Origin of the sequence: Mannheimia cairinae, from assembly GCF_028649535.1 — a bacterium.
Lineage (GTDB): Bacteria > Pseudomonadota > Gammaproteobacteria > Enterobacterales > Pasteurellaceae > Mannheimia > Mannheimia cairinae.
In genome coordinates, this window is record NZ_JAQSJE010000005.1 from 1 (window position 1) to 19,493 (window position 19,493).

Genomic DNA, 19,493 nt, shown 5'->3' on the forward strand with positions numbered 1-19,493 from the left:
TGGTGCTACCTGACTCCATACCGAACTCAGAAGTAAAACGCAGTAACGCCGATGGTAGTGTAGTGTTTCGCTATGTGAGAGTAGGACATCGCCAGATTGAATAATGGACCCTGAGTAGAGATGCTTGGGGTTTTGTTTTTTGTAGCGTAAGAGGAATAGAAAAAGGCATATAGGACAAAATAGTTGGTTTTTTTGCATTTCATATGCCTTTTGTGGCATAAGTTCATACAGGAAAAAGAATATAGTAGGTAGATGATGATTAGCAAAAGTGGGTTAATAAATTTTTAACCCACCTAACAGATTTATTAGCATTTACTGCTATATCAGAAGAGATTTATTGATTTTTTAGAATTAAACATCCCATTTAGCGAATTCAATATATTCAGTAAGCTCTGGATATTGTTTTAACCATTTTTGCCATTGGACTTCATTCACTTCAATTTGTACAATCCTTTCACCAAATTCGTTAAAATGTTCTGTTTTAATACAATCTTCGGATTTGAATTGAGTATAAATTGCTCCTGCAGTCACAGGAAGTAGTATGGTTTTGCACACTAAGTTGCTTCGCAATCTTTCCTGAATTGCTTGGAACAAAAGCTCAATACCAAGGTTTTTTTGGGCAGATAAATAGACTGCAATCGGTGTGCCGTCCTCATTACGTTCAATATGGGGTTCAACCCCCTCAAGTTTATCTGTTTTATTAAACACAAGTAATGTTGGAATATCTAACGCATCGATTTCATCAAGTACTTGATTTACTGCATCAATATTTTCATTTTTACGCTCATCTGCGGCATCGATGACGTGTAGTAACAATGTTGCTTCCGTAGTTTCTTGTAAAGTTGATTTAAATGCTGAGACTAAATCGTGAGGTAAAAATCGTATAAAACCAACCGTATCGGCTAAAATAGCCGTGCCAACATCTCGTATTTGAATACGTCGAAGCGTCGGGTCAAGGGTAGCAAAGAGTTGATCAGCTGCATAAACATCGGCTTGGGTAATTGAATTAAATAGTGTAGATTTACCGGCATTGGTATATCCAACTAAGGAAATGGTTGGAATATCCGCCTTTTGTCGTGTTTTACGATTTTGATTGCGTTGTTTATTCACTTTTTCTAAGCGATTTAACAACTGTTGAATTCGTACTTTGATTAAACGGCGATCCGTTTCTAATTGTGTTTCGCCTGGGCCTCGTAAGCCGACAGCACCACCTTTTTGTTGATCTTGATTTGCTACTCGGCGAACAAGACGGGTTGAGAGATGGCGAAGCTGTGCCAGTTCTACTTGCAGTTTTCCTTCGTGAGAACGTGCCCGTTGTGCAAAAATATCCAAAATTAGTCCTGTTCTATCCACCACTCGGCAACCGCATAATGATTGCAAATTACGGGCTTGAGCAGGGCTAAGTTGATGATTAACCAGCACAACAGTCGCACCAAGATTTTCAACGGCTTCAGCAATTTCTTCAGCTTTGCCTTGCCCGACATAATATTTAATATGCGGGCTTTGACGAGAAGTAGTCAGCGTTGCAAGCACTTCTACACCTGCAGATTCAGCAAGAGCTTTAAATTCGAGTAGATTCTCAACATCTTTACGTTGGGCAAGATAAAGGTGGACAAGAATAGCTTTGTCTTTATCCGCTGCGATTGGATTTGCTATTTCTGAAGGTCTCTCGGCTAAAATTTCGCTTTCTTCAGATAAAGCAAAGCCAAACGCAGAATGTTCTTCTGAGTTTGGCAATGATTTATTTAACATATTGTTAATAATTCAATTATTCTGCTTGTTCAGCAGGTGTTTCAGTGGCAGGCTGGGGCTGCTGAGCTTGTTGGTTGTTATTATTGTTATGCGACAGTGCACGAGCAGGGACAACCGTTGAAATAGCGTGTTTATACACCATTTGGCTCACAGTGTTTTTTAATAAAATTACAAATTGATCAAAAGACTCAATTTGACCTTGTAATTTAATGCCGTTAACTAAATAAATTGAAACAGGAATACGCTCACGACGAAGTGCATTCAAATATGGATCTTGTAGAGATTGACCTTTTGCCATTTTGTTTTCCTTTTTATTGTTGTGTACTGTTTAATAGGACAGTAAATTATTCTATAAGTGCCAAAGGCATTTAGATATTATCATAATTATTCAAATAATGATCGATCTTTTCAATCATTTTTGTTTTTGAGCTGGTCGGATCTAAACTATCCAACCAAGTTAGCTTACCTTGCCAGCTACGAAGCCAAGTAATTTGTCGTTTCGCTAACTGTCTGGTTGCACAAATGCCTTTAAAAATTGCCTCGTCCACTGAAATATCGCCTTGTAGATATTCCCACATTTGGCGATAGCCTACGCAACGAATTGAGGGTAGATTGATATGCAAATCGCCACGTAAAAATAACCGCTTGACCTCATCTTCAAAGCCTAAATCAATCATTTTGTGAAAACGTTGTTCAATGCGTTGGTGTAACACTGCACGGTCTTGTGGTGCAATGGCAAATTGGAGAATATCATAAGGTAAAGCCTCTCCTTGCTGTGCAGTTAATTCTGTCATTGTTTTACCCGTAATATAAAACACTTCCAAGGCACGGTTAATCCTCTGACTATCATTTGGGTTGATTCTAGCCCCTGCAATAGGATCAATCTGAACTAATTCTTTATGCAGTTCCGCCCAACCCATTTGCTCGGCTTTCATTTCAATCTTCGAGCGAATTTCAGGATCCGCAGAAGGCAATGGTGAAAGCCCTTCCAATAAGGCTTTGTAATAAAGCATAGTTCCACCAACTAATAGCGGAATTTTGCCTTGTGCAGTAATATCCGCCATTTCACGCAAAGCATCTGCGTGGAAGTTCATTGCTGAATAGCTTTCTGAAGGATCTAAAATATCAATTAAACGATGAGGGGCTAAAGCAAGTTCTTCCTTGCTCGGCTTTGCAGTACCGATGTCCATTCCCTTATAAATCAAGGCAGAATCGACACTTATCACTTCCACAGGAAGTTGCTGGCGTAATGCAATTGCTAAATCTGTTTTCCCCGACGCTGTCGGGCCCATTAAAAAAATGGCGAGTGGTTTTTTCATTTTTAATTATTATCTGTTAAAAAAGATGAATAGTAATCTAACCCCAAAGTTAGATTAAGCTAATTCAGTAATTAAACGTTGTATTCCTGCAGTATTAATTTTTTCTTAAATTGTAAATTCAGCTAATTATTTCGTCTATTATGCTAGAAAAAACAAACCGTTTATCAATAAAGGATAAACGGCTTTTTATATTTTTAGCATAGTAAGCAGAATTGATAAGTAATTCTATCATCTGTTTTTAAAATAGATTCTATAGGATAGAAATTACCTAGCACCAAAAACAACAATAGTTTTGCCGTGTGCAGAAATTAGCCCTTCATCTTCCAACATCTTCAAAATTCTACCCACAGTTTCACGAGAGCAGCCAACCATTTGCCCAATTTCTTGACGAGTGATTTTGATCTGCATTCCTTGTGGATGTGTCATTGCATCAGGCATTTTGGCTAAATTAAGTAATGTTTGGGCAATGCGACCTGCAACATCTAAGAATGCAAGATTACCAACTTGGCGAGAAGTCTGACGTAGGCGACGAGCCATTTGAGCAGATAAATACATCAAAATATCAGGATTTAAATGCACCAACTGTTTAAATTTTTTATAGGAAATTTCAGCAATTTCACAAGGGCCTTTTGTACGAACAAAAGCTGTACGTTGTTGCAATTTTTCTTCAAATAAACTGAGTTCACCAACAAACTCACCGGTACCTAGATTTGTGAGTAGCATTTCTTTGGTTTCATCATCTTTGATATAGACTGAAACTGAACCGTTAACAATGTAAAAAAGTGATTGAGCATCTTCACCAGCGTGAATTAAAGTATATTTTGCTGGATAGCGATGGATATGGCAATGTGTCAAAAACCACTCAACCGCAGGATCGTGAATTGAAGGAGGCGGTGTCACATTCTCAAGCGGAGCAGTTGAAAGAGTCATATCTTGCATAATATATCCTATAATCATTTATGGTTAGGTTAAATTAAGTTCCCAAAATTCTAGCACGAAATTAATCTTTAACCTAAGAAAGATTTTTTCTTTTTAATATCAAGACTTTCGTGTAATTCAGACCAAACGATTACCACTTTATCAGCCTTTAGCTGTGCTAGCAAGCGTTCTCTTTTTTCTTCAAGAGAAAGCTCTTTTTCGCCGTAGTCGGTGCCTTCTCGTAAAATAAAAGAATCCAAAATATTATTTAAAGTGGATTCTTCCAATTCTTGCCAAGGTATTATCATAATTATTCAAATAGAGGTTTAATAAAAGCCCATTGCTTTTCAAAATGTTGATGTTGATTGTAGCTAAAGTTTGAACGAACTAAGCGTAAGAATTGCCCTTCGCAGAAGTTCACTAAATAACCGGCCAAAGCACGTTCATCTTCAAAGGTTTTTCGCTCTCGCAACTTACTTAATTGCAAAATATTAGCAAATTGTAATTCTAAATTATCAAAGAATTTTGCTACACGGACTTTAAGCAGATCGTCTTCAAACATTAAAGCGTGCCCTGTTAAGATTCTTGTTACTCCTGGGTTTTTTCGAGAAAATTCTAAAATAGTATAAAGAATCGCTCGTACTGAGTTTGCACTACTATCTTGCCGTTTATTTGCGTGAATATAGCTAGTAAGCGTTTGCTCAATTTTCTCAATTAATGCCTCAAACATTTTGGTTTTGCTAGGAAAGTAGCGATATAAAGCCCCCTCCGAAACACCAACTGCAGCCGCTAGACGTTCAGTGGTAATACGTTGCATACCGTTTTCTGAATTAAGTAATCCGATTAACACCTCTAATACTTGTTGTTGGCGTTCCATAACGGATTTTTTCGGCATTTTTATTTTAGGTTCTGTCATTGATTTTCCTGATAATAGCTTAAATTATTGCTTACCTGAATGTCCGAAACCGCCTTCACCACGTTCGGTTTGCTCAAAATCCCGCACGATATTAAAGCTCGCTTGTACCACTGGCACAAAGACAAGTTGGGCAATGCGGTCGCCAATGTTTACGGTGAAGTCCTCATTGCTACGGTTCCAAAGTGAAACCATTAATGGTCCTTGGTAGTCGCTATCAATTAAGCCCACTAAGTTGCCTAATACTATTCCATTTTTATGTCCTAAGCCTGAACGTGGTAAAATCACGGCAGCTAAATTTGGATCGGCAATATAAATGGAAATTCCGGTTGGAATCAAAACAGTTTGTCCTGCTTTTACTGTTAAAGGTTCGTTAATCAACGCACGCAAATCTAAACCTGCTGAACCTTCGGTTGCATAAGCTGGCAAAGGGAATTCACTACCGATACGACTATCTAAAATTTTTAAATCAATTTGTTTCATTATTTTTCCTTTTGTAAAATTTTTACATTTTTCAACCGCTTGCAAGCGGTTGTTTTTATTTCATTTTTTGCAATTAAGGTTCATCTTACTTTGCTTGAAAACGAGCCACGATTTCTTGAACCAAACTTTCTGCTAGTTTGTTTTTATCTGCAAGCGGTAGTTTTTTCTCGCCATTTTGCCAAAAGAGATGTAATGCATTTTGATCCTGACCGAATACCTGTCCGCCGGATACATCATTGGCACAAATCATATCCAAATTTTTGCATTGTAGTTTCGATTTGGCATATTCCGCCACATTTTGCGTTTCTGCAGCAAATCCCACAACAAAGGGGCGGTTTTGAGAAAGATTAGCGACATTGGCAATAATATCGGGGTTTTTGACTAATTTGAGTGTCAATTCATCATTGTCAGCGGTTTTCTTGATTTTTTGATCAGAAACTTCTGCCATTCGGTAATCTGCCACTGCCGCACAGCCGATAAAAATTGCAGAATGTTGTGCAAATTTGACCGCTTGTTGTTCCATTTCAACTGCTGATTCCACATTGACTCTTTCTACATTATTGGGCGTAGGTAAATTTACAGGGCCGCTGATAAGCGTTACCTTTGCACCTCGTTCTGCAAAGGCCTTTGCGATAGAAAATCCCATTTTGCCAGAACTATGGTTGCTGATATAACGCACTGGGTCAATCGCCTCACGGGTTGGGCCTGCGGTAATGGTAACAGTTAAAGCTTGTAAATCTTGTTGTTGGGTGAAATGCTCAAGTACGGCTTGATAGATTTCAGCAGGCTCAGACATTCTGCCTTCGCCCACATCGCCGCAAGCTTGAAAACCTGCATTCGGGCCAACAAGTTTTATTCGACGATCGGTTAAAACAGCTAAATTTTCTTGCACTACTGCTTGTTTATACATTTGTTGATTCATTGCAGGGGCAAGCATTATTGGGCTAGCTGTTGCTAAACAGAGTGTTGAAAGTAAATCATTACCCATTCCCACTCGCAAGCGTGCGATAAAGTCCGCAGAGGCCGGAGCAATAACCACCAAATCAGCCCATTTCGCTAATTCAATATGCCCCATAGCCAGTTCAGCTTGTGGATCTAATAGTGAGTGAGAAACGGCATTGCCAGAAATGGCTTGCAATGTTAAAGGGGTAACAAAGGCTTCCGCAGCGGGTGTTAATACAACACGCACTTCTGCATTGGCTTTTTTAAGATGGCGGATAAACTCAATCGTTTTATAAGCAGCAATACCGCCTGTGATTCCGACTAAGATTTTTTTATTTTGTAGCATCCTAATTTCCTTGTAAGGCTAGGTAATTGTCTTTTATTTTATCTGAATAAGCGGTTGCTCACAACCTTACTATTTTTGCGATCTCTCTCGAAAAACAAAATAAAACCTTTTGTATTCGACGTTTAGCTCTTCTATGCTGATTTAGCCAACGGAGGAAAAAATGAACGAATTGAATGAAGATTTAGATAAACCAGTTTTAATGCCGAGAGAAAAATTATTAACTCACGGAGCCGCTGCATTAACTGATGCCGAACTATTAGCCATTTTTTTACGTACAGGAACAAAAGATGTGCCTGTTTTAACGCTTGCAGAAAGTGTATTAATGGTTTTTGGGTCATTACGCCAATTACTCAATGCCAATATTGATGAATTTTGCAAAATTTACGGTTTAGGGAGAACCAAATATATTCAATTACAAGCATCAAAAGAGATGACAAAACGCTATTTATCGCAACAAATGGCATTTAGTGAGATGATTCAAGCCCCTTATATGGCAATTATGTATTTTCAAACGGAGTTAGAGGAAGAAGAGCGAGAAGTTTTTATGGTGCTGTTTTTAGATAATCAAAATCGCTTAATTTATAAGGAAAAAATGTTTTTCGGCACGATAAATCAAACGGCTGTTCACCCGAGAGAAATAATTAAACAAGCATTGAAATATAATGCTGCGGCGATTATTGTTGCCCATAATCACCCATCTGGTTCTTGTTTACCGAGCGAATCGGATAGAAGTTTAACAAAAAAGATTGAAATGGCGTGTGAATTGGTTGATATCCGCTTTGTTGATCATATTATTGTAGGTAAAGGCGATTATTTCTCCTTTGAAGAAGAAAAACTAGAGATAAATAATTAACAAATAATAACTTGAATGGGGCGAACAAAATCAGTATAATCGGCAGTCTTTAAAACATAATCGTGGGATGGGTGTTACCTGACGAGGTAGTCAGAAGGTGAAAACCCTGATAAACCCAAACCATCAAGCTTAAGCTTAAGTCATATTGGAGAATTAAAATGTCAAGAGTTTGCCAAGTAACAGGCAAGCGTCCAGCAGTTGGTAACAACCGCTCACACGCATTAAATGCGACTCGTCGTCGTTTTTTACCTAACTTACACACTCACCGTTTCTGGGTTGAGAGTGAAAACCGTTTCGTTACTTTACGCTTAACAGCGAAAGGTATGCGTATTATTGATAAAAAAGGCATTGATGCAGTATTAGCTGAAATCCGTGCTCGTGGCGAAAAAATCTAATCTAAGGAGCTAAAAGATGGCAGCTAAAGGTGCTCGTGAGAAAATCCGTTTAGTTTCTACTGCAGAAACAGGTCATTTCTACACAACAGACAAAAACAAACGTAATATGCCAGAAAAAATGGAAATCAAAAAATTTGATCCAGTTGTGCGTAAACACGTTATCTACAAAGAAGCAAAAATCAAATAATTTTGCTTTAAAATTTGAAGAACCCGACTTTATGGTCGGGTTTTTTTATTTTTATCCAAAAAAACTTCCCTTTTCAGCAGAAAAGAGTATGATACAGCCCCTTAAATGTAACCCTACATTTAAGTAAGCTGTTTCCAACCTATCCCAACTTCATTTCTTCGGGACATATAGGGTAAAAACAAAAAAGCTGAAACGCTTTTTTTAATAAGTAGCGAGTCAAATGCCCCATGGCATCTGTTCTTTTAGGGACAGAAAGCTCAGGCTTCCCGCAAGGCACCCGACTTATTTTTTTCACCTCTTTTAGAAGGTTTATTTAACATGACAATCAAAACTCCTGTTCAAGCAGTTCTCGCTTCAAACCAATACTTTTTAGATCGCCAAGATGCAATGGAATCCAATGTGCGTAGTTATCCTCGTAAACTACCAATTGCTTACCAAAAAGCACAAGGCGTTTGGGTAACGGATGTTGAAGGTAATGAATACCTAGACTTTTTAGCGGGCGCAGGAACCCTTGCATTAGGTCATAACCATCCTCAATTAATGCAAGCTATTAAAGATGTATTAGAGAGTGGTTTACCATTACACTCTTTAGATATTACCACTCCATTAAAAGATGCTTTCACTGAAGAATTACTTTCTTTCTTCCCGAAAGATCAATATGTTCTACAATTCACGGGCCCTTCAGGCGCAGATGCAAATGAAGCCGCTATCAAACTAGCCAAAACTTATACTGGTAGAGGTAATGTGATTGCGTTTTCAGGTGGTTTCCACGGAATGACGCACGGTGCATTATCATTAACAGGTAATTTAAGTGCTAAAAATGCCGTGCAAGGCTTAATGCCGGGTGTGCAATTTATGCCTTACCCACACGAATATCGTTGCCCATTTGGCATTGGTGGCGAAGCGGGTGCAAAAGCAGTCGAAAATTATTTTGAAAACTTTATTGAAGATGTAGAAAGTGGTGTCGTAAAACCTGCTGCCGTGATTCTTGAAGCAATTCAAGGTGAAGGCGGTGTAGTGCCAGCACCAATTAGTTTCTTGAAAAAAGTGCGTGAAGTTACACAAAAACACGGCATTTTAATGATTGTAGATGAAGTGCAAGCTGGTTTCTGCCGTTCAGGTAAGATGTTTGCTTTTGAACACGCAGATATCCAACCGGATATCGTGGTAATGTCTAAAGCTATCGGCGGTAGTCTTCCATTAGCTGTTCTTGCTATCAAAAAAGAATTTGATGCGTGGCAACCGGCAGGGCATACGGGAACATTCCGTGGAAATCAGTTAGCAATGGCAACAGGTTATGTTTCACTGAAAATTATGCGTGAAGAGAATCTGGCACAAAATGCACAAGCTCGTGGGGAATATTTAACACAAGCATTACGTGAGTTAAGCCAAGAATTCCCTTGCATTGGTAATGTGCGTGGTAAAGGCTTGATGATGGGGATTGATATTGTCGATGAGCGTAAAGCACAAGATTCAACAGGAGCTTACCCAGGTGATGGCGAATTAGCGGTTGCTATTCAAAAATACTGCTTTAAAAATAAATTATTGTTAGAACGTGGCGGGCGTGGCGGTAATGTAGTGCGTGTGCTTTGTGCCGTAAATATTACCCAAGCAGAATGTGAAGAGTTTATTAAACGTTTCAAACAATCTGTAGCAGAAGCAGTAAAAGCCGTTCGTGGTTAATTAAACAAGCGGGTAAATTTGGTAAATTTTTTGCAAAATTTGACCGCTTGTAAATGGAACATAAAGATGACAGATATTTCAAAACATAGACAATCTCTATTTTGTAGCGATCCTGCTTCTATTGCAGATTATGAATCAGCAATGAATGATGCTGTAAAAGCGGTGTCTAGCTGGTTAAAAAATGAGAAAATGTACACGGGCGGTTCGATTAAAGAATTAAGTGCCAAAATCAACGGTTTCAACCCAACTCAAGAAGGTGTAGGGGTAAAAAAATCCCTTGAGCATTTGGTGGATATTTTCTTAAATCCTAGCTTAAAAGTGCATCATCCACATTCATTAGCACACTTACATTGCCCAACAATGGTAACGAGCCAAATTGCAGAAGTGTTAATTAATGCGACTAACCAATCTATGGACTCTTGGGATCAAAGCCCGGCAGGGTCTATTATGGAAGAGCATTTAATTGACTGGTTACGTCAAAAAGTGGGCTATGGAACAGGCACCTCAGGTGTTTTCACTTCTGGCGGTACGCAGTCTAACTTAATGGGTGTGCTGTTAGCTCGTGATTGGGCGATTGCCAATAACTGGAAAAATGAAGACGGTTCAGAGTGGTCGGTACAAGCTGACGGTATTCCCGCCGATGCAATGAAGAAAGTGAAAGTGGTTTGTTCGGAAAATGCTCACTTCTCTGTGCAGAAAAATATGGCAATGATGGGAATGGGATTCCAATCAGTAGTTACTGTGCCTTCAAATGCGAATGCACAAATGGATATTGATGCCCTAGCAAAAACCTTAGAGCAGTTAAAAGCAGAAGGTAAAATTGTCGCTTGTATCGTTGCAACTGCAGGCACAACAGATGCCGGTGCGATTGATGATTTAAAAGCTATTCGCCAATTAGCAGATCAACATCAAGCGTGGTTACACGTAGATGCAGCTTGGGGCGGAGCGTTATTGCTTTCAAAAGATTTCCGTTATTTCTTAGATGGCATTGAATTAACGGATTCGATCACGCTTGATTTCCACAAACATTTCTTCCAATCTATTTCGTGCGGGGCATTCTTGTTAAAAGATGAAGCAAATTACCGCTTTATTGATTACAAAGCAGATTACCTCAATTCTGAATATGATGAAGAACACGGTGTGCCGAATTTAGTGTCTAAATCGCTACAAACAACTCGCCGTTTTGATGCCTTAAAATTATGGTTTACTGTTGAGGCATTAGGCGAAGAACTATATGCGTCAATGATCGACCACGGTGTGTATTTATCTAAAGAAGTGGAAGCTTACATTACGGAAACAGAGGGTTTAGAAATGTTAGTGCCTGCTCAGTTTGCATCAGTGTTATTCCGTGTTGTGCCAAAAGGCTACCCAGCTGAATTAGTTGATACGTTAAACCAAAATGTGGCAGATGAGTTATTTGCACGAGGTGAGGCAAATATCGGCGTGACGAAAGTAGGTGAAAACCAATCACTTAAAATGACAACGTTAAGCCCAATTGCTACCCTTGAAAATGTAAAAGCTTTACTAGGGAAAGTGTTAGCTGAGGCAGAGCGTATTAAAGATTCGATCGCAAACGGTACTTACGTTCCACCGATTGACTAATTTTTTTCTTTGCAAAAAATTGCTTAATTTTAACCGCTTGTAACCTCAGAAATAAGATTGCAAGCGGTTAATTTTTTACATTTTATTGCAACAGTTCTTGGCAAGATTCTTCAACTTCTTGCAAAATAGCAGCGTAATCGGTCTCTTTTAACCCTACATTACCGAAATAGTGCATTTTTACATCTTTGATGCCACAAAATTCAAATAACTCCTTTCCTAAAGTGTGCTCAAAAGCACTCAAAAAGCCTTTCTCTTCATATTTTTCATTAGCATTGCCTAAGGTAACAAATTGTTGCATTTTTTTACCCTTTAGCAATCCGATACTTTCTATTTCGCCATTGGTGTAAGCAAAATCATAGCTTAATACTCGGTCTAAGTAGCCTTTTAAAATAGCAGGAAACCCCATCCACCAGAGTGGATAAATAAGCGTGATCACGTCAGCATTTTGCCAATATTGATGTTCTATTTTTACATCTTCCGCATATTGTTGCGAAAGGCTTTGTTGAAATTCTTGCCAATGTAATGTGGGGTTGAAATGAAGTTTGTAGAGATCTCGGATAATTACATTATGGCCTGCAGAAGTCGAGCTGGTTTTTTCTAAAATAGCGTGATTAAAACTGTTTGGATTGGGATGAGCATAGATAATGAGGTGGTTCATTTATTTAACACCTTTATATATTGTTGTATATAACTAATAGAAGATTTTAACAAAACTTTCTTTGATGAAAATCAATGTTTTGGCAGATTAATGCTGAAATACCCCGTTTGAGTAATGAACGATACTAAGTGAACATTAGATAATGGATATAATGATTATTGTATTAAAAACGGTGTTTTCTTGAGCAATTTACCTGAGCAATCACTTCCTCGGCGTAGCTTTTTGAAAGGACAATTTTTAGACTCGCTAAAAAGTAAAAAAGTTAGCCAACAAGGATATGAAGCAATTCGTCCGCCATGGGCTAATTTAGCAAATTTTTTAGAAAAATGCACCGCTTGCGATAACTGTATTAATGCTTGTGAGACAAATATTCTCATTAAAGGGGCTGGCGGTTATCCTGAAGTTGATTTTAGCTGTGGCGAGTGCATATTTTGTGAAAAGTGTGTGCAATCCTGTGAAGCCGATGTTTTTCGTGATGTAACTGAAAATGCGTGGGAACACAAAATTGAGGTTCAAGCAACTTGCTTACTCCAACAAGGCACGGAATGTCGAAGTTGTGGCGATAGCTGCGAGATGAGAGTGATACGTTTTCGCCCAAGTTTGGGTGGTATTGTCGAAATGACATTAAATTTAGAAAGCTGTAATGGCTGTGGGGCTTGTTTGAGCGTTTGCCCGACAAGTGCAATTAAAATTCAACAAGCAAATTAAAGATGAGTGAAAAATTATCTGAAAACGAAAACTGGTATGTATGTAGCTTAGTTGTGCAAGCTAAACCAGAAAAATTGGAAGAGGTAAAAGCTGATATTCTGAAAATTCCTCACGCAGAAATTCACGGTGAGAAAGCAGATGAAGGCAAGCTAGTAGTAACGCTAGAAAGTGATGTGCATTTAGCACTTTCCGATCGTATTGATGAGGTTAAAGATATTAAAGGTGTTATTGTTGTCTCTTTAATTTCTAACTATATCGATGAACAATAGTTGATTATTTATTATTTTTGAAGTCAAACGTGGGACTATATTATGGAACTCAATCGTAGAGATTTTATGAAAGCGAACGCAGCCGTTGCAGCAGCAGCGGCAGCAGGCATTATGATTCCTGTAAAAAACGTTCAAGCAGATGATACGGGCATTCGTTGGGATAAAGCACCGTGTCGTTATTGTGGTACGGGTTGTAGCGTACTGGTTGGTACAAAAGACGGACGTGTAGTCGCAACCCAAGGGGATCCAGATGCAGAAGTAAACCGTGGTTTAAACTGTATTAAAGGTTATTTCCTTTCTAAAATGATGTACGGTGCAGACCGTATGCAAGAGCCAATGCTTCGTATGAAAGACGGTAAATTTGACAAGAATGGTGATTTTACACCAATTTCTTGGGATCAAGCATTTACCATTATGTCTGACAAAATCAAAGCCATCATTAAAGAGAAAGGCCCAAATGCTGTGGGGATGTTCTCGTCAGGTCAAACAACCATTTTTGAAGGTTATGCGAAAGTAAAACTTTGGAAAGGTGGTTTACGTTCTAATACTATCGATCCGAACGCTCGTCACTGTATGGCATCAGCAGCGGTTGCCTTTATGCGTACCTTTGGTATGGACGAGCCGATGGGGTGCTATAACGATATCGAAAAGACCGATGCGTTTGTGCTTTGGGGTTCAAATATGGCAGAAATGCACCCAATTTTATGGTCTCGTATTTCTGATCGCCGTTTATCAAACAACAATGTGCGTGTTGTGGTGATGTCCACTTATGAACACCGTTCGTTTGAATTAGCAGATACTCCAATTATCTTCAAACCGCATTCAGATTTAGCAATCCTTAACTATATTGCAAACTACATTATCCAAAACGATAAAGTAAACTGGGATTTCGTAAACAAACACACTAAATTTAAACGTGGTGAAACCAACATTGGTTACGGTTTACGTCCAGAGCACAAATTACAACAAAACACGAATGCCAAAACTGCAGGCAAAATGTATGACAGCGATTTCGAAGAATTTAAGAAAATCGTTGCACCTTATACATTAGAAGAAGCTCACCGTATTTCTGGTGTGCCGAAAGATCAGCTTGAAACATTAGCGAAAATGTATGCAGATCCTAACCAAAAATTAGTTTCTTTCTGGACAATGGGCTTTAACCAACATACTCGTGGTGTGTGGGTAAACCATATGATGTACAACGTGCATTTATTAACAGGTAAGATTTCTACTGAAGGATGTGGTCCATTCTCATTAACTGGTCAGCCATCTGCTTGTGGTACGGCTCGTGAAGTTGGTACCTTCATTCACCGTTTACCAGCAGATATGGTGGTAACTAACCCTAAACACCGTGAAATCGTTGAGAAATCTTGGAAATTACCAGCAGGTACAATTCCTGATGTACCAGGATTCCACGCTGTAGCACAAAGCCGTGCCTTAAAAGATGGCAAACTTAATTTCTTATGGCAGATGTGTACCAACAATATGCAGGGTGGTCCAAATATCAATGAGGAAATTTTCCCAGGTTGGCGTAATCCTGAAAACTTTATTGTGGTATCAGATCCATATCCATCAGTATCTGCGGTTGCAGCTGACTTAATTCTTCCTACTTGTATGTGGGTAGAAAAAGAAGGTGCTTATGGTAATGCAGAGCGTCGTACCCAATTCTGGCGTCAGCAAGTAAAAGGGCCTGCTAATGCTCGTTCAGATACGTGGCAGTTAGTTGAATTCTCTAAATACTTCAAAGTAGAAGAAGTATGGCCTGAAGAATTATTAGCGAAAGCACCGGAATTGCGTGGTAAAACATTATATGAAATCCTTTACCGTAATGGTGTTGTAGATAGCTATGAAGTACCAACAAATATCCCTGGTTATATGAATGATGAAGCGGATCACTTTGGTTACTACATTCAAAAAGGTTTATTTGAAGAGTATGCTGAGTTTGGTCGTGGTCACGGTCACGATTTAGCGGATTTCGATACTTATCATAAATTACGTGGTTTACGTTGGCCAGTAGTGAAAGATGAGAAAACAGGCGAGTACAAAGAAACATTATGGCGTTACCGTGAAGGATACGACCCATATGTTAAAGAAGGCGAAGGTTTCTCATTCTATGGTAATGCAGATAAGAAAGCGATTATCTTAGGTGTACCTTATGAAGCACCTGCAGAAGCACCAGATGAAGAGTACGATTTATGGTTCTGTACAGGCCGTGTACTTGAGCATTGGCATACAGGTACTATGACTCGTCGTGTACCAGAATTACATAAAGCATTCCCGACTAACTTAGTTTGGATGCACCCGACAGATGCGAAAAAACGTGGTTTACGTCACGGTGATAAAGTAAAAGTAATTTCTCGTCGTGGGGAATATGTGTCTAACTTAGATACACGTGGTCGTAACAAATGCCCAGAAGGTTTAATTTATTCAACCTTCTTTGATGCCGGTCAGTTAATCAATAAAGTCACGCTTGATGCAACAGACCCTATTTCATTTGAAACCGACTTCAAAAAATGTGCGGTTAAAGTGGTAAAAGCCTAATTAAATAGTTTGGACGTGCGTTATACGTCCACCTAAACCATACTATTTAATATTAACAAGCGGTTAAATTTGCAAAAAACTTTACAAATATGACCGCTTGTATAAGGGGAAACCACTATGAAAATGGATCCAAATCGTCGTCAGTTTTTAAAAAATGTAACTCGCACTGCCGCTGGTGTTTGTGGTGTGGGGGTAATTTTAGGGCTGCAACAGCAACAAAGTTTTGCACGTCAAGGTGTAGCATTACGTCCACCAGGTGCATTACCTGAAGAAGAGTTCTTGAGTGCTTGCACACGTTGTGGGCAATGTGTTCAGGCTTGTCCTTATGATATGTTGCATTTAGCTTCATTAATTTCACCTGTTGAAGCGGGGACACCTTATTTCATTGCACGAGATAAGCCTTGTGAAATGTGCGTGGATATTCCGTGTATGAATGCTTGCCCGACAGGGGCTTTAAGTGAAGAGCTTAAAGATATTGATGATGCCCGAATGGGATTAGCTGTTTTATTAGACCACGAAACTTGCTTGAACTGGCAAGGTTTACGTTGTGATGTTTGTTACCGTGTTTGTCCTTTGATTGATAAAGCAATTACGCTTGAACGTATTCACAATGATAGAACAGAAATTCACGCAAAATTAATTCCGACCGTACACAGTGATGCTTGTACTGGTTGTGGTAAATGCGAGCAGGCTTGCGTATTAGAAGAGGCTGCAATCAAAGTATTGCCAATGGATTTAGCGAAAGGCTTGTTAGGTCGCCATTATCGTTTAGGCTGGCAAGAGAAGCAAAATGCAGGAAAATCGTTGATTGAAGATGTTCACCCAGATGGTTTACGCCCAGCTTATGATGCACGTATGCCAGAAGGGCAGCACGAGCCAGTTTATCAACATATGGAAGTTAGACCAGGTGCAAGGGTGGCAACGCCAAGTCGTGCAACTCAAGATTATGTGCCAAGTTCTACAACAGTGGAGGCTCCACAGCACTTCCCTGATTTAGACTTGAATCTGAAGGGGGTAAAATAATGGCTGCAAATTCTCCTAAACACGCAGGTTTAGAGGCTCGTCAAAAGCTTGGTTGGTGGCACGCATACCGCTTTTTAATTCTTCGCCGTTTAAGTCAATTAAGCATTATTTTAATGTTTATCAGTGGGCCACTTTGGAATACTTGGATTCTAAAAGGGAATTACAGTGGTAGTTTGTTACTAGAAACTGTACCAATGACGGATCCATTAATGGCGGCAGAAGTATTAGCGACAGGCTATAAACCTGAATGGACAATGTTGATCGGTGCTTTAATTGTCGTTTTATTTTATGCCATTGTCGGCAGCAAATTATTTTGTAGTTGGGTCTGCCCAATGAATATAGTTACGGATGCTGCGGCTTGGTTAAGACGGAAATTGGGTATTCGCCAAACCGCAAAAATTTCACGCAATTTACGTTATGTGATTTTAGCTGTGATTTTGGTGGGAAGTGCGGTTTCCGGTACCTTATTGTGGGAATGGATTAACCCTGTTGCTGCATTAGGCCGAGTGTTTGTTTATGGATTAGGTGCAACACTTTGGTTGGTTTTAGTAGTGTTCTTATTCGACCTATTAGTCGCAGAGCACGGTTGGTGTGGACATCTTTGCCCGATAGGTGCAACTTATGCCTTAATTGGTGCAAAAAGCTTAATTAAGGTAAAAGTGGTTGATAGAAACCGTTGTGATAACTGTATGGATTGTTACAACGTTTGTCCAGAGCCTCAAGTACTAAGAGTACCATTACACGGTAAGCCAGAAGAGAGTACAGTTATTTTATCGAAAGATTGTATTACTTGCGGGCGTTGCATTGATGTATGTGCCGAAAATGTATTTGCGTTTGGAACACGTTTCCAAGGCAGTATTGATGTAAAGAATATTTAAATTTTTAGCTTTATTTTTTAACTTTAAAAAACAAGAATTTTAATGGAGTGAACCTCAAATGAGAAAATATCTTGCCCTAATTTTAGCCGCAATGACAGGCTTTGCAGTGGCAGAAGCACCAAACCTGTCTGGTGGTATTGATCATACAACAGAAAGTGTTACCCCAGGATTTCATAATCCTCAAAAAGATGTTGGTAATATCCCAACAACCTTCCCGTTCCAACCGCCTTTAGTACCACATAGTATTCGTGGTTTACAGGTAAGTAAGAATGTAAACCATTGCTTAGGTTGTCACGCGATTGAACCATCAAAAACAACAGGTGCAACCCGTTTACCACCAAGCCACTTTACAGATCGTAATGGTAACGTGCACGAAAATGAATCTCCGAGTCGTTACTTCTGTTTACAGTGCCACGTGCAACAAACAAATGTAAACCCGATTGTTCAAAATAAATTTGAAAGTGTACGCCAAACGCAAGGTAAATAAGGAGTAAGGAAATGTTAAGAAGATTTTGGAATTGGTTCCGTAGTCCAAGTAAAATGGCCATTGGTGCAGTAATCCTTATTTCTGCATTAGGTGGGATCTTTGCGTGGAATGGTTTTAATGCAGGCCTTGCAATGACAAATACAGAAGAGTTCTGTTCAGATTGTCATATGAATGATGTTGTGCCTGAATACCGTGCATCAGCTCACTATTCAAACCGTAGCGGTGTAAAAGCGATCTGTTCAGATTGTCACGTGCCACACGAGTTTTTCCCAAAATGGAAACGTAAAATTATTGCGGCAAAAGAAGTATATGCACATTACACAGGTAAAGTAGATACTATCGAGAAATTTGAAGCTCACCGTGGCGAGATGGCAGAGCGTGAATGGGCTCGTTTAAAAGCGAACGATTCACAAGAATGCCGTAACTGTCACAACTTTGACGATATGGACTTTACTCAACAAAAAGATGTTGCACAACAAATGCACGCTTTAGCACAAGAACATAACAAAACTTGTATCGACTGCCACAAAGGTATTGCTCATAACCTTCCTCATATGGCAGAAGTTCAGAAAAACTTTATTCCTGATGATTTATTAAAAAAATCAGAAGAGAAATAAAGAATAATTCTTAGAGAATAAATAGCCCTCAATGAAAATTGAGGGCTATTTACTTTGAACTAATACCATCACCTAATAACCTTGAGCATCGAAATTTGGTAAAAAATCATTAAAATTTAACCGCTTGACGACGGTTTCAATTTCCCCATTTTCGTGCAAGTAGATTTCTCGCCAACCTTGAGGCAATTCATCTAATGTAAATTGATCACAATTAGGCTTAAACTGAATACAAGTTGAAGGTGTAGCAAAAATAGGGATATTGTTCCATATAGCATCTACCTGCTGATGAATATGACCGTGTACAATGCCTCTCACATTCTTAAATTTTATTAGAATATGTGATAATTTATCTGCATTTTTTAAACTATGTTGATCCAACCAAGCTGAATTAGTGGGTAAAATATTATGATGTAAGGCAATTAAAGTGAATTTTTCAGGAAATTCCGCTAATTTTTCATCTAACCATTTTAATTGTTTATAGGGTAATTCGCCGTAAGGCATTCCAACAACTTGCGTATTTAGCATTAAAATTTGCCACTTCTCGCCGATAAGAATTTGCTTGTTAGGTAGAATATGTGGGTATTCAGACAGAATATCAGACATAGCAGGTTGCACATCGTGATTTCCTTCTAGCCACACAACAGGTGTTTTTAAAGATTCAATTATCTGTGCAAAATAATGATAACCAGCGACATTATGATCTTGAATTAAGTCACCAGTAGAGAGAATAAGATCAAAGCTATTATTTGTTTTTGCTATTTGAGTATTGATTTGCTTAATAACAGAGGAAAAACTGTCGATAGTTTTTACTTTTAGTAGTGTTTCTGCTGGATTAGAAAAGAGATGGGGATCGGTAATTTGTAATAGCCGAACAGCCCCTTTTTTATCTAATCTAAAATATTCTTTCATTTTCCTGCAT

General features: G+C 38.8%; 22 protein-coding genes and 1 rRNA gene. 13 read left to right on the forward strand and 10 right to left on the reverse strand.

Annotated elements, in window-relative coordinates; all coding sequences use genetic code 11:
* Nucleotides 1–97, forward strand: a 5S ribosomal RNA gene (rrf, locus tag PTQ27_RS11565); the annotation flags it as partial.
* A gap of 254 nt (nucleotides 98–351) precedes the next feature.
* Here the strand turns inward: rrf and hflX are convergent.
* The 8 genes from hflX to coaBC all read right to left on the reverse strand — a co-directional run bounded on the left by hflX (nucleotide 352) and on the right by coaBC (nucleotide 6,673).
* Nucleotides 352–1,752: a ribosome rescue GTPase HflX gene (gene hflX / locus PTQ27_RS05860; protein ID WP_273749687.1), complete on the reverse strand. Its 1,401-nt coding sequence runs from the start codon at nucleotides 1,750–1,752 to the stop codon at nucleotides 352–354.
* A gap of 16 nt (nucleotides 1,753–1,768) precedes the next feature.
* A complete protein-coding gene (gene hfq / locus PTQ27_RS05865; RefSeq protein WP_273749688.1) occupies nucleotides 1,769–2,050 on the reverse strand; it encodes an RNA chaperone Hfq in 282 nt (93 codons plus the stop codon).
* A gap of 70 nt (nucleotides 2,051–2,120) precedes the next feature.
* A complete protein-coding gene (miaA, locus tag PTQ27_RS05870) occupies nucleotides 2,121–3,071 on the reverse strand; it encodes a tRNA (adenosine(37)-N6)-dimethylallyltransferase MiaA (protein WP_273749689.1) in 951 nt (316 codons plus the stop codon).
* Nucleotides 3,072–3,335: 264 nt separating this feature from the next.
* The gene (crp, locus tag PTQ27_RS05875) at nucleotides 3,336–4,010 is read right to left on the reverse strand and encodes a cAMP-activated global transcriptional regulator CRP (protein ID WP_273749690.1); all 675 of its coding nucleotides are present in this window, start codon (nucleotides 4,008–4,010) and stop codon (nucleotides 3,336–3,338) included.
* Between the two features lie 68 nt (nucleotides 4,011–4,078).
* A complete protein-coding gene (locus tag PTQ27_RS05880) occupies nucleotides 4,079–4,297 on the reverse strand; it encodes a YheU family protein (protein WP_273749691.1) in 219 nt (72 codons plus the stop codon).
* 2 nt (nucleotides 4,298–4,299) lie between these two features.
* Nucleotides 4,300–4,905, reverse strand: a complete 606-nt coding sequence (gene slmA, locus PTQ27_RS05885; RefSeq protein WP_273749692.1) for a nucleoid occlusion factor SlmA — start codon at nucleotides 4,903–4,905, stop codon at nucleotides 4,300–4,302.
* A 24-nt stretch (nucleotides 4,906–4,929) separates the two neighbouring features.
* Nucleotides 4,930–5,385, reverse strand: coding sequence for a dUTP diphosphatase (dut, locus tag PTQ27_RS05890; protein ID WP_273749693.1), 456 nt, complete (start codon nucleotides 5,383–5,385; stop codon nucleotides 4,930–4,932).
* A gap of 85 nt (nucleotides 5,386–5,470) precedes the next feature.
* Nucleotides 5,471–6,673: a bifunctional phosphopantothenoylcysteine decarboxylase/phosphopantothenate--cysteine ligase CoaBC gene (coaBC, locus tag PTQ27_RS05895; protein WP_273749694.1), complete on the reverse strand. Its 1,203-nt coding sequence runs from the start codon at nucleotides 6,671–6,673 to the stop codon at nucleotides 5,471–5,473.
* Nucleotides 6,674–6,833: 160 nt separating this feature from the next.
* Here coaBC and radC point away from each other — a divergent pair, with 160 nt between their 5' ends.
* The 5 genes from radC to ddc all read left to right on the forward strand — a co-directional run bounded on the left by radC (nucleotide 6,834) and on the right by ddc (nucleotide 11,393).
* On the forward strand, nucleotides 6,834–7,526 hold the full coding sequence (radC, locus tag PTQ27_RS05900) for a RadC family protein (RefSeq protein WP_273749695.1): 693 nt from the start codon (nucleotides 6,834–6,836) through the stop codon (nucleotides 7,524–7,526).
* A 158-nt stretch (nucleotides 7,527–7,684) separates the two neighbouring features.
* Nucleotides 7,685–7,921, forward strand: a complete 237-nt coding sequence (gene rpmB / locus PTQ27_RS05905; protein WP_005599762.1) for a 50S ribosomal protein L28 — start codon at nucleotides 7,685–7,687, stop codon at nucleotides 7,919–7,921.
* Between the two features lie 16 nt (nucleotides 7,922–7,937).
* Nucleotides 7,938–8,108: a 50S ribosomal protein L33 gene (rpmG, locus tag PTQ27_RS05910; protein ID WP_005613503.1), complete on the forward strand. Its 171-nt coding sequence runs from the start codon at nucleotides 7,938–7,940 to the stop codon at nucleotides 8,106–8,108.
* Between the two features lie 318 nt (nucleotides 8,109–8,426).
* Nucleotides 8,427–9,791, forward strand: coding sequence for a diaminobutyrate--2-oxoglutarate transaminase (locus PTQ27_RS05915; protein WP_273749696.1), 1,365 nt, complete (start codon nucleotides 8,427–8,429; stop codon nucleotides 9,789–9,791).
* A 66-nt stretch (nucleotides 9,792–9,857) separates the two neighbouring features.
* The gene (ddc, locus tag PTQ27_RS05920) at nucleotides 9,858–11,393 is read left to right on the forward strand and encodes an L-2,4-diaminobutyrate decarboxylase (protein WP_273749697.1); all 1,536 of its coding nucleotides are present in this window, start codon (nucleotides 9,858–9,860) and stop codon (nucleotides 11,391–11,393) included.
* A gap of 82 nt (nucleotides 11,394–11,475) precedes the next feature.
* Here ddc and PTQ27_RS05925 read toward each other — a convergent pair whose 3' ends face one another.
* Nucleotides 11,476–12,051: an NAD(P)H-dependent oxidoreductase gene (locus tag PTQ27_RS05925; protein WP_273749698.1), complete on the reverse strand. Its 576-nt coding sequence runs from the start codon at nucleotides 12,049–12,051 to the stop codon at nucleotides 11,476–11,478.
* A 180-nt stretch (nucleotides 12,052–12,231) separates the two neighbouring features.
* Here PTQ27_RS05925 and napF point away from each other — a divergent pair, with 180 nt between their 5' ends.
* From napF to PTQ27_RS05960, 7 genes are all read left to right on the forward strand, one after another.
* Nucleotides 12,232–12,759, forward strand: coding sequence for a ferredoxin-type protein NapF (gene napF, locus PTQ27_RS05930; protein ID WP_273749699.1), 528 nt, complete (start codon nucleotides 12,232–12,234; stop codon nucleotides 12,757–12,759).
* Between the two features lie 2 nt (nucleotides 12,760–12,761).
* Nucleotides 12,762–13,028, forward strand: a complete 267-nt coding sequence (locus PTQ27_RS05935; protein ID WP_273749700.1) for a chaperone NapD — start codon at nucleotides 12,762–12,764, stop codon at nucleotides 13,026–13,028.
* 42 nt (nucleotides 13,029–13,070) lie between these two features.
* On the forward strand, nucleotides 13,071–15,569 hold the full coding sequence (napA, locus tag PTQ27_RS05940) for a nitrate reductase catalytic subunit NapA (protein ID WP_273749701.1): 2,499 nt from the start codon (nucleotides 13,071–13,073) through the stop codon (nucleotides 15,567–15,569).
* Between the two features lie 117 nt (nucleotides 15,570–15,686).
* On the forward strand, nucleotides 15,687–16,592 hold the full coding sequence (gene napG / locus PTQ27_RS05945; protein ID WP_273749702.1) for a ferredoxin-type protein NapG: 906 nt from the start codon (nucleotides 15,687–15,689) through the stop codon (nucleotides 16,590–16,592).
* Nucleotides 16,592–17,470 (forward strand): quinol dehydrogenase ferredoxin subunit NapH, encoded by an 879-nt coding sequence (gene napH / locus PTQ27_RS05950; protein WP_273749703.1) that lies wholly within the window; start codon nucleotides 16,592–16,594, stop codon nucleotides 17,468–17,470. The genes napG and napH overlap by 1 nt, the downstream gene beginning before the upstream one ends.
* Before the next feature lie 58 nt (nucleotides 17,471–17,528).
* The gene (locus PTQ27_RS05955; protein ID WP_273749704.1) at nucleotides 17,529–17,957 is read left to right on the forward strand and encodes a nitrate reductase cytochrome c-type subunit; all 429 of its coding nucleotides are present in this window, start codon (nucleotides 17,529–17,531) and stop codon (nucleotides 17,955–17,957) included.
* Nucleotides 17,958–17,968: 11 nt separating this feature from the next.
* Nucleotides 17,969–18,574, forward strand: a complete 606-nt coding sequence (locus tag PTQ27_RS05960) for a NapC/NirT family cytochrome c (protein WP_273749705.1) — start codon at nucleotides 17,969–17,971, stop codon at nucleotides 18,572–18,574.
* Nucleotides 18,575–18,646: 72 nt separating this feature from the next.
* Here PTQ27_RS05960 and cpdA read toward each other — a convergent pair whose 3' ends face one another.
* Entirely contained in the window at nucleotides 18,647–19,483 is an 837-nt protein-coding gene (gene cpdA / locus PTQ27_RS05965; RefSeq protein ID WP_273749706.1) for a 3',5'-cyclic-AMP phosphodiesterase, read from the reverse strand.
* Nucleotides 19,484–19,493 lie beyond the last annotated feature (10 nt).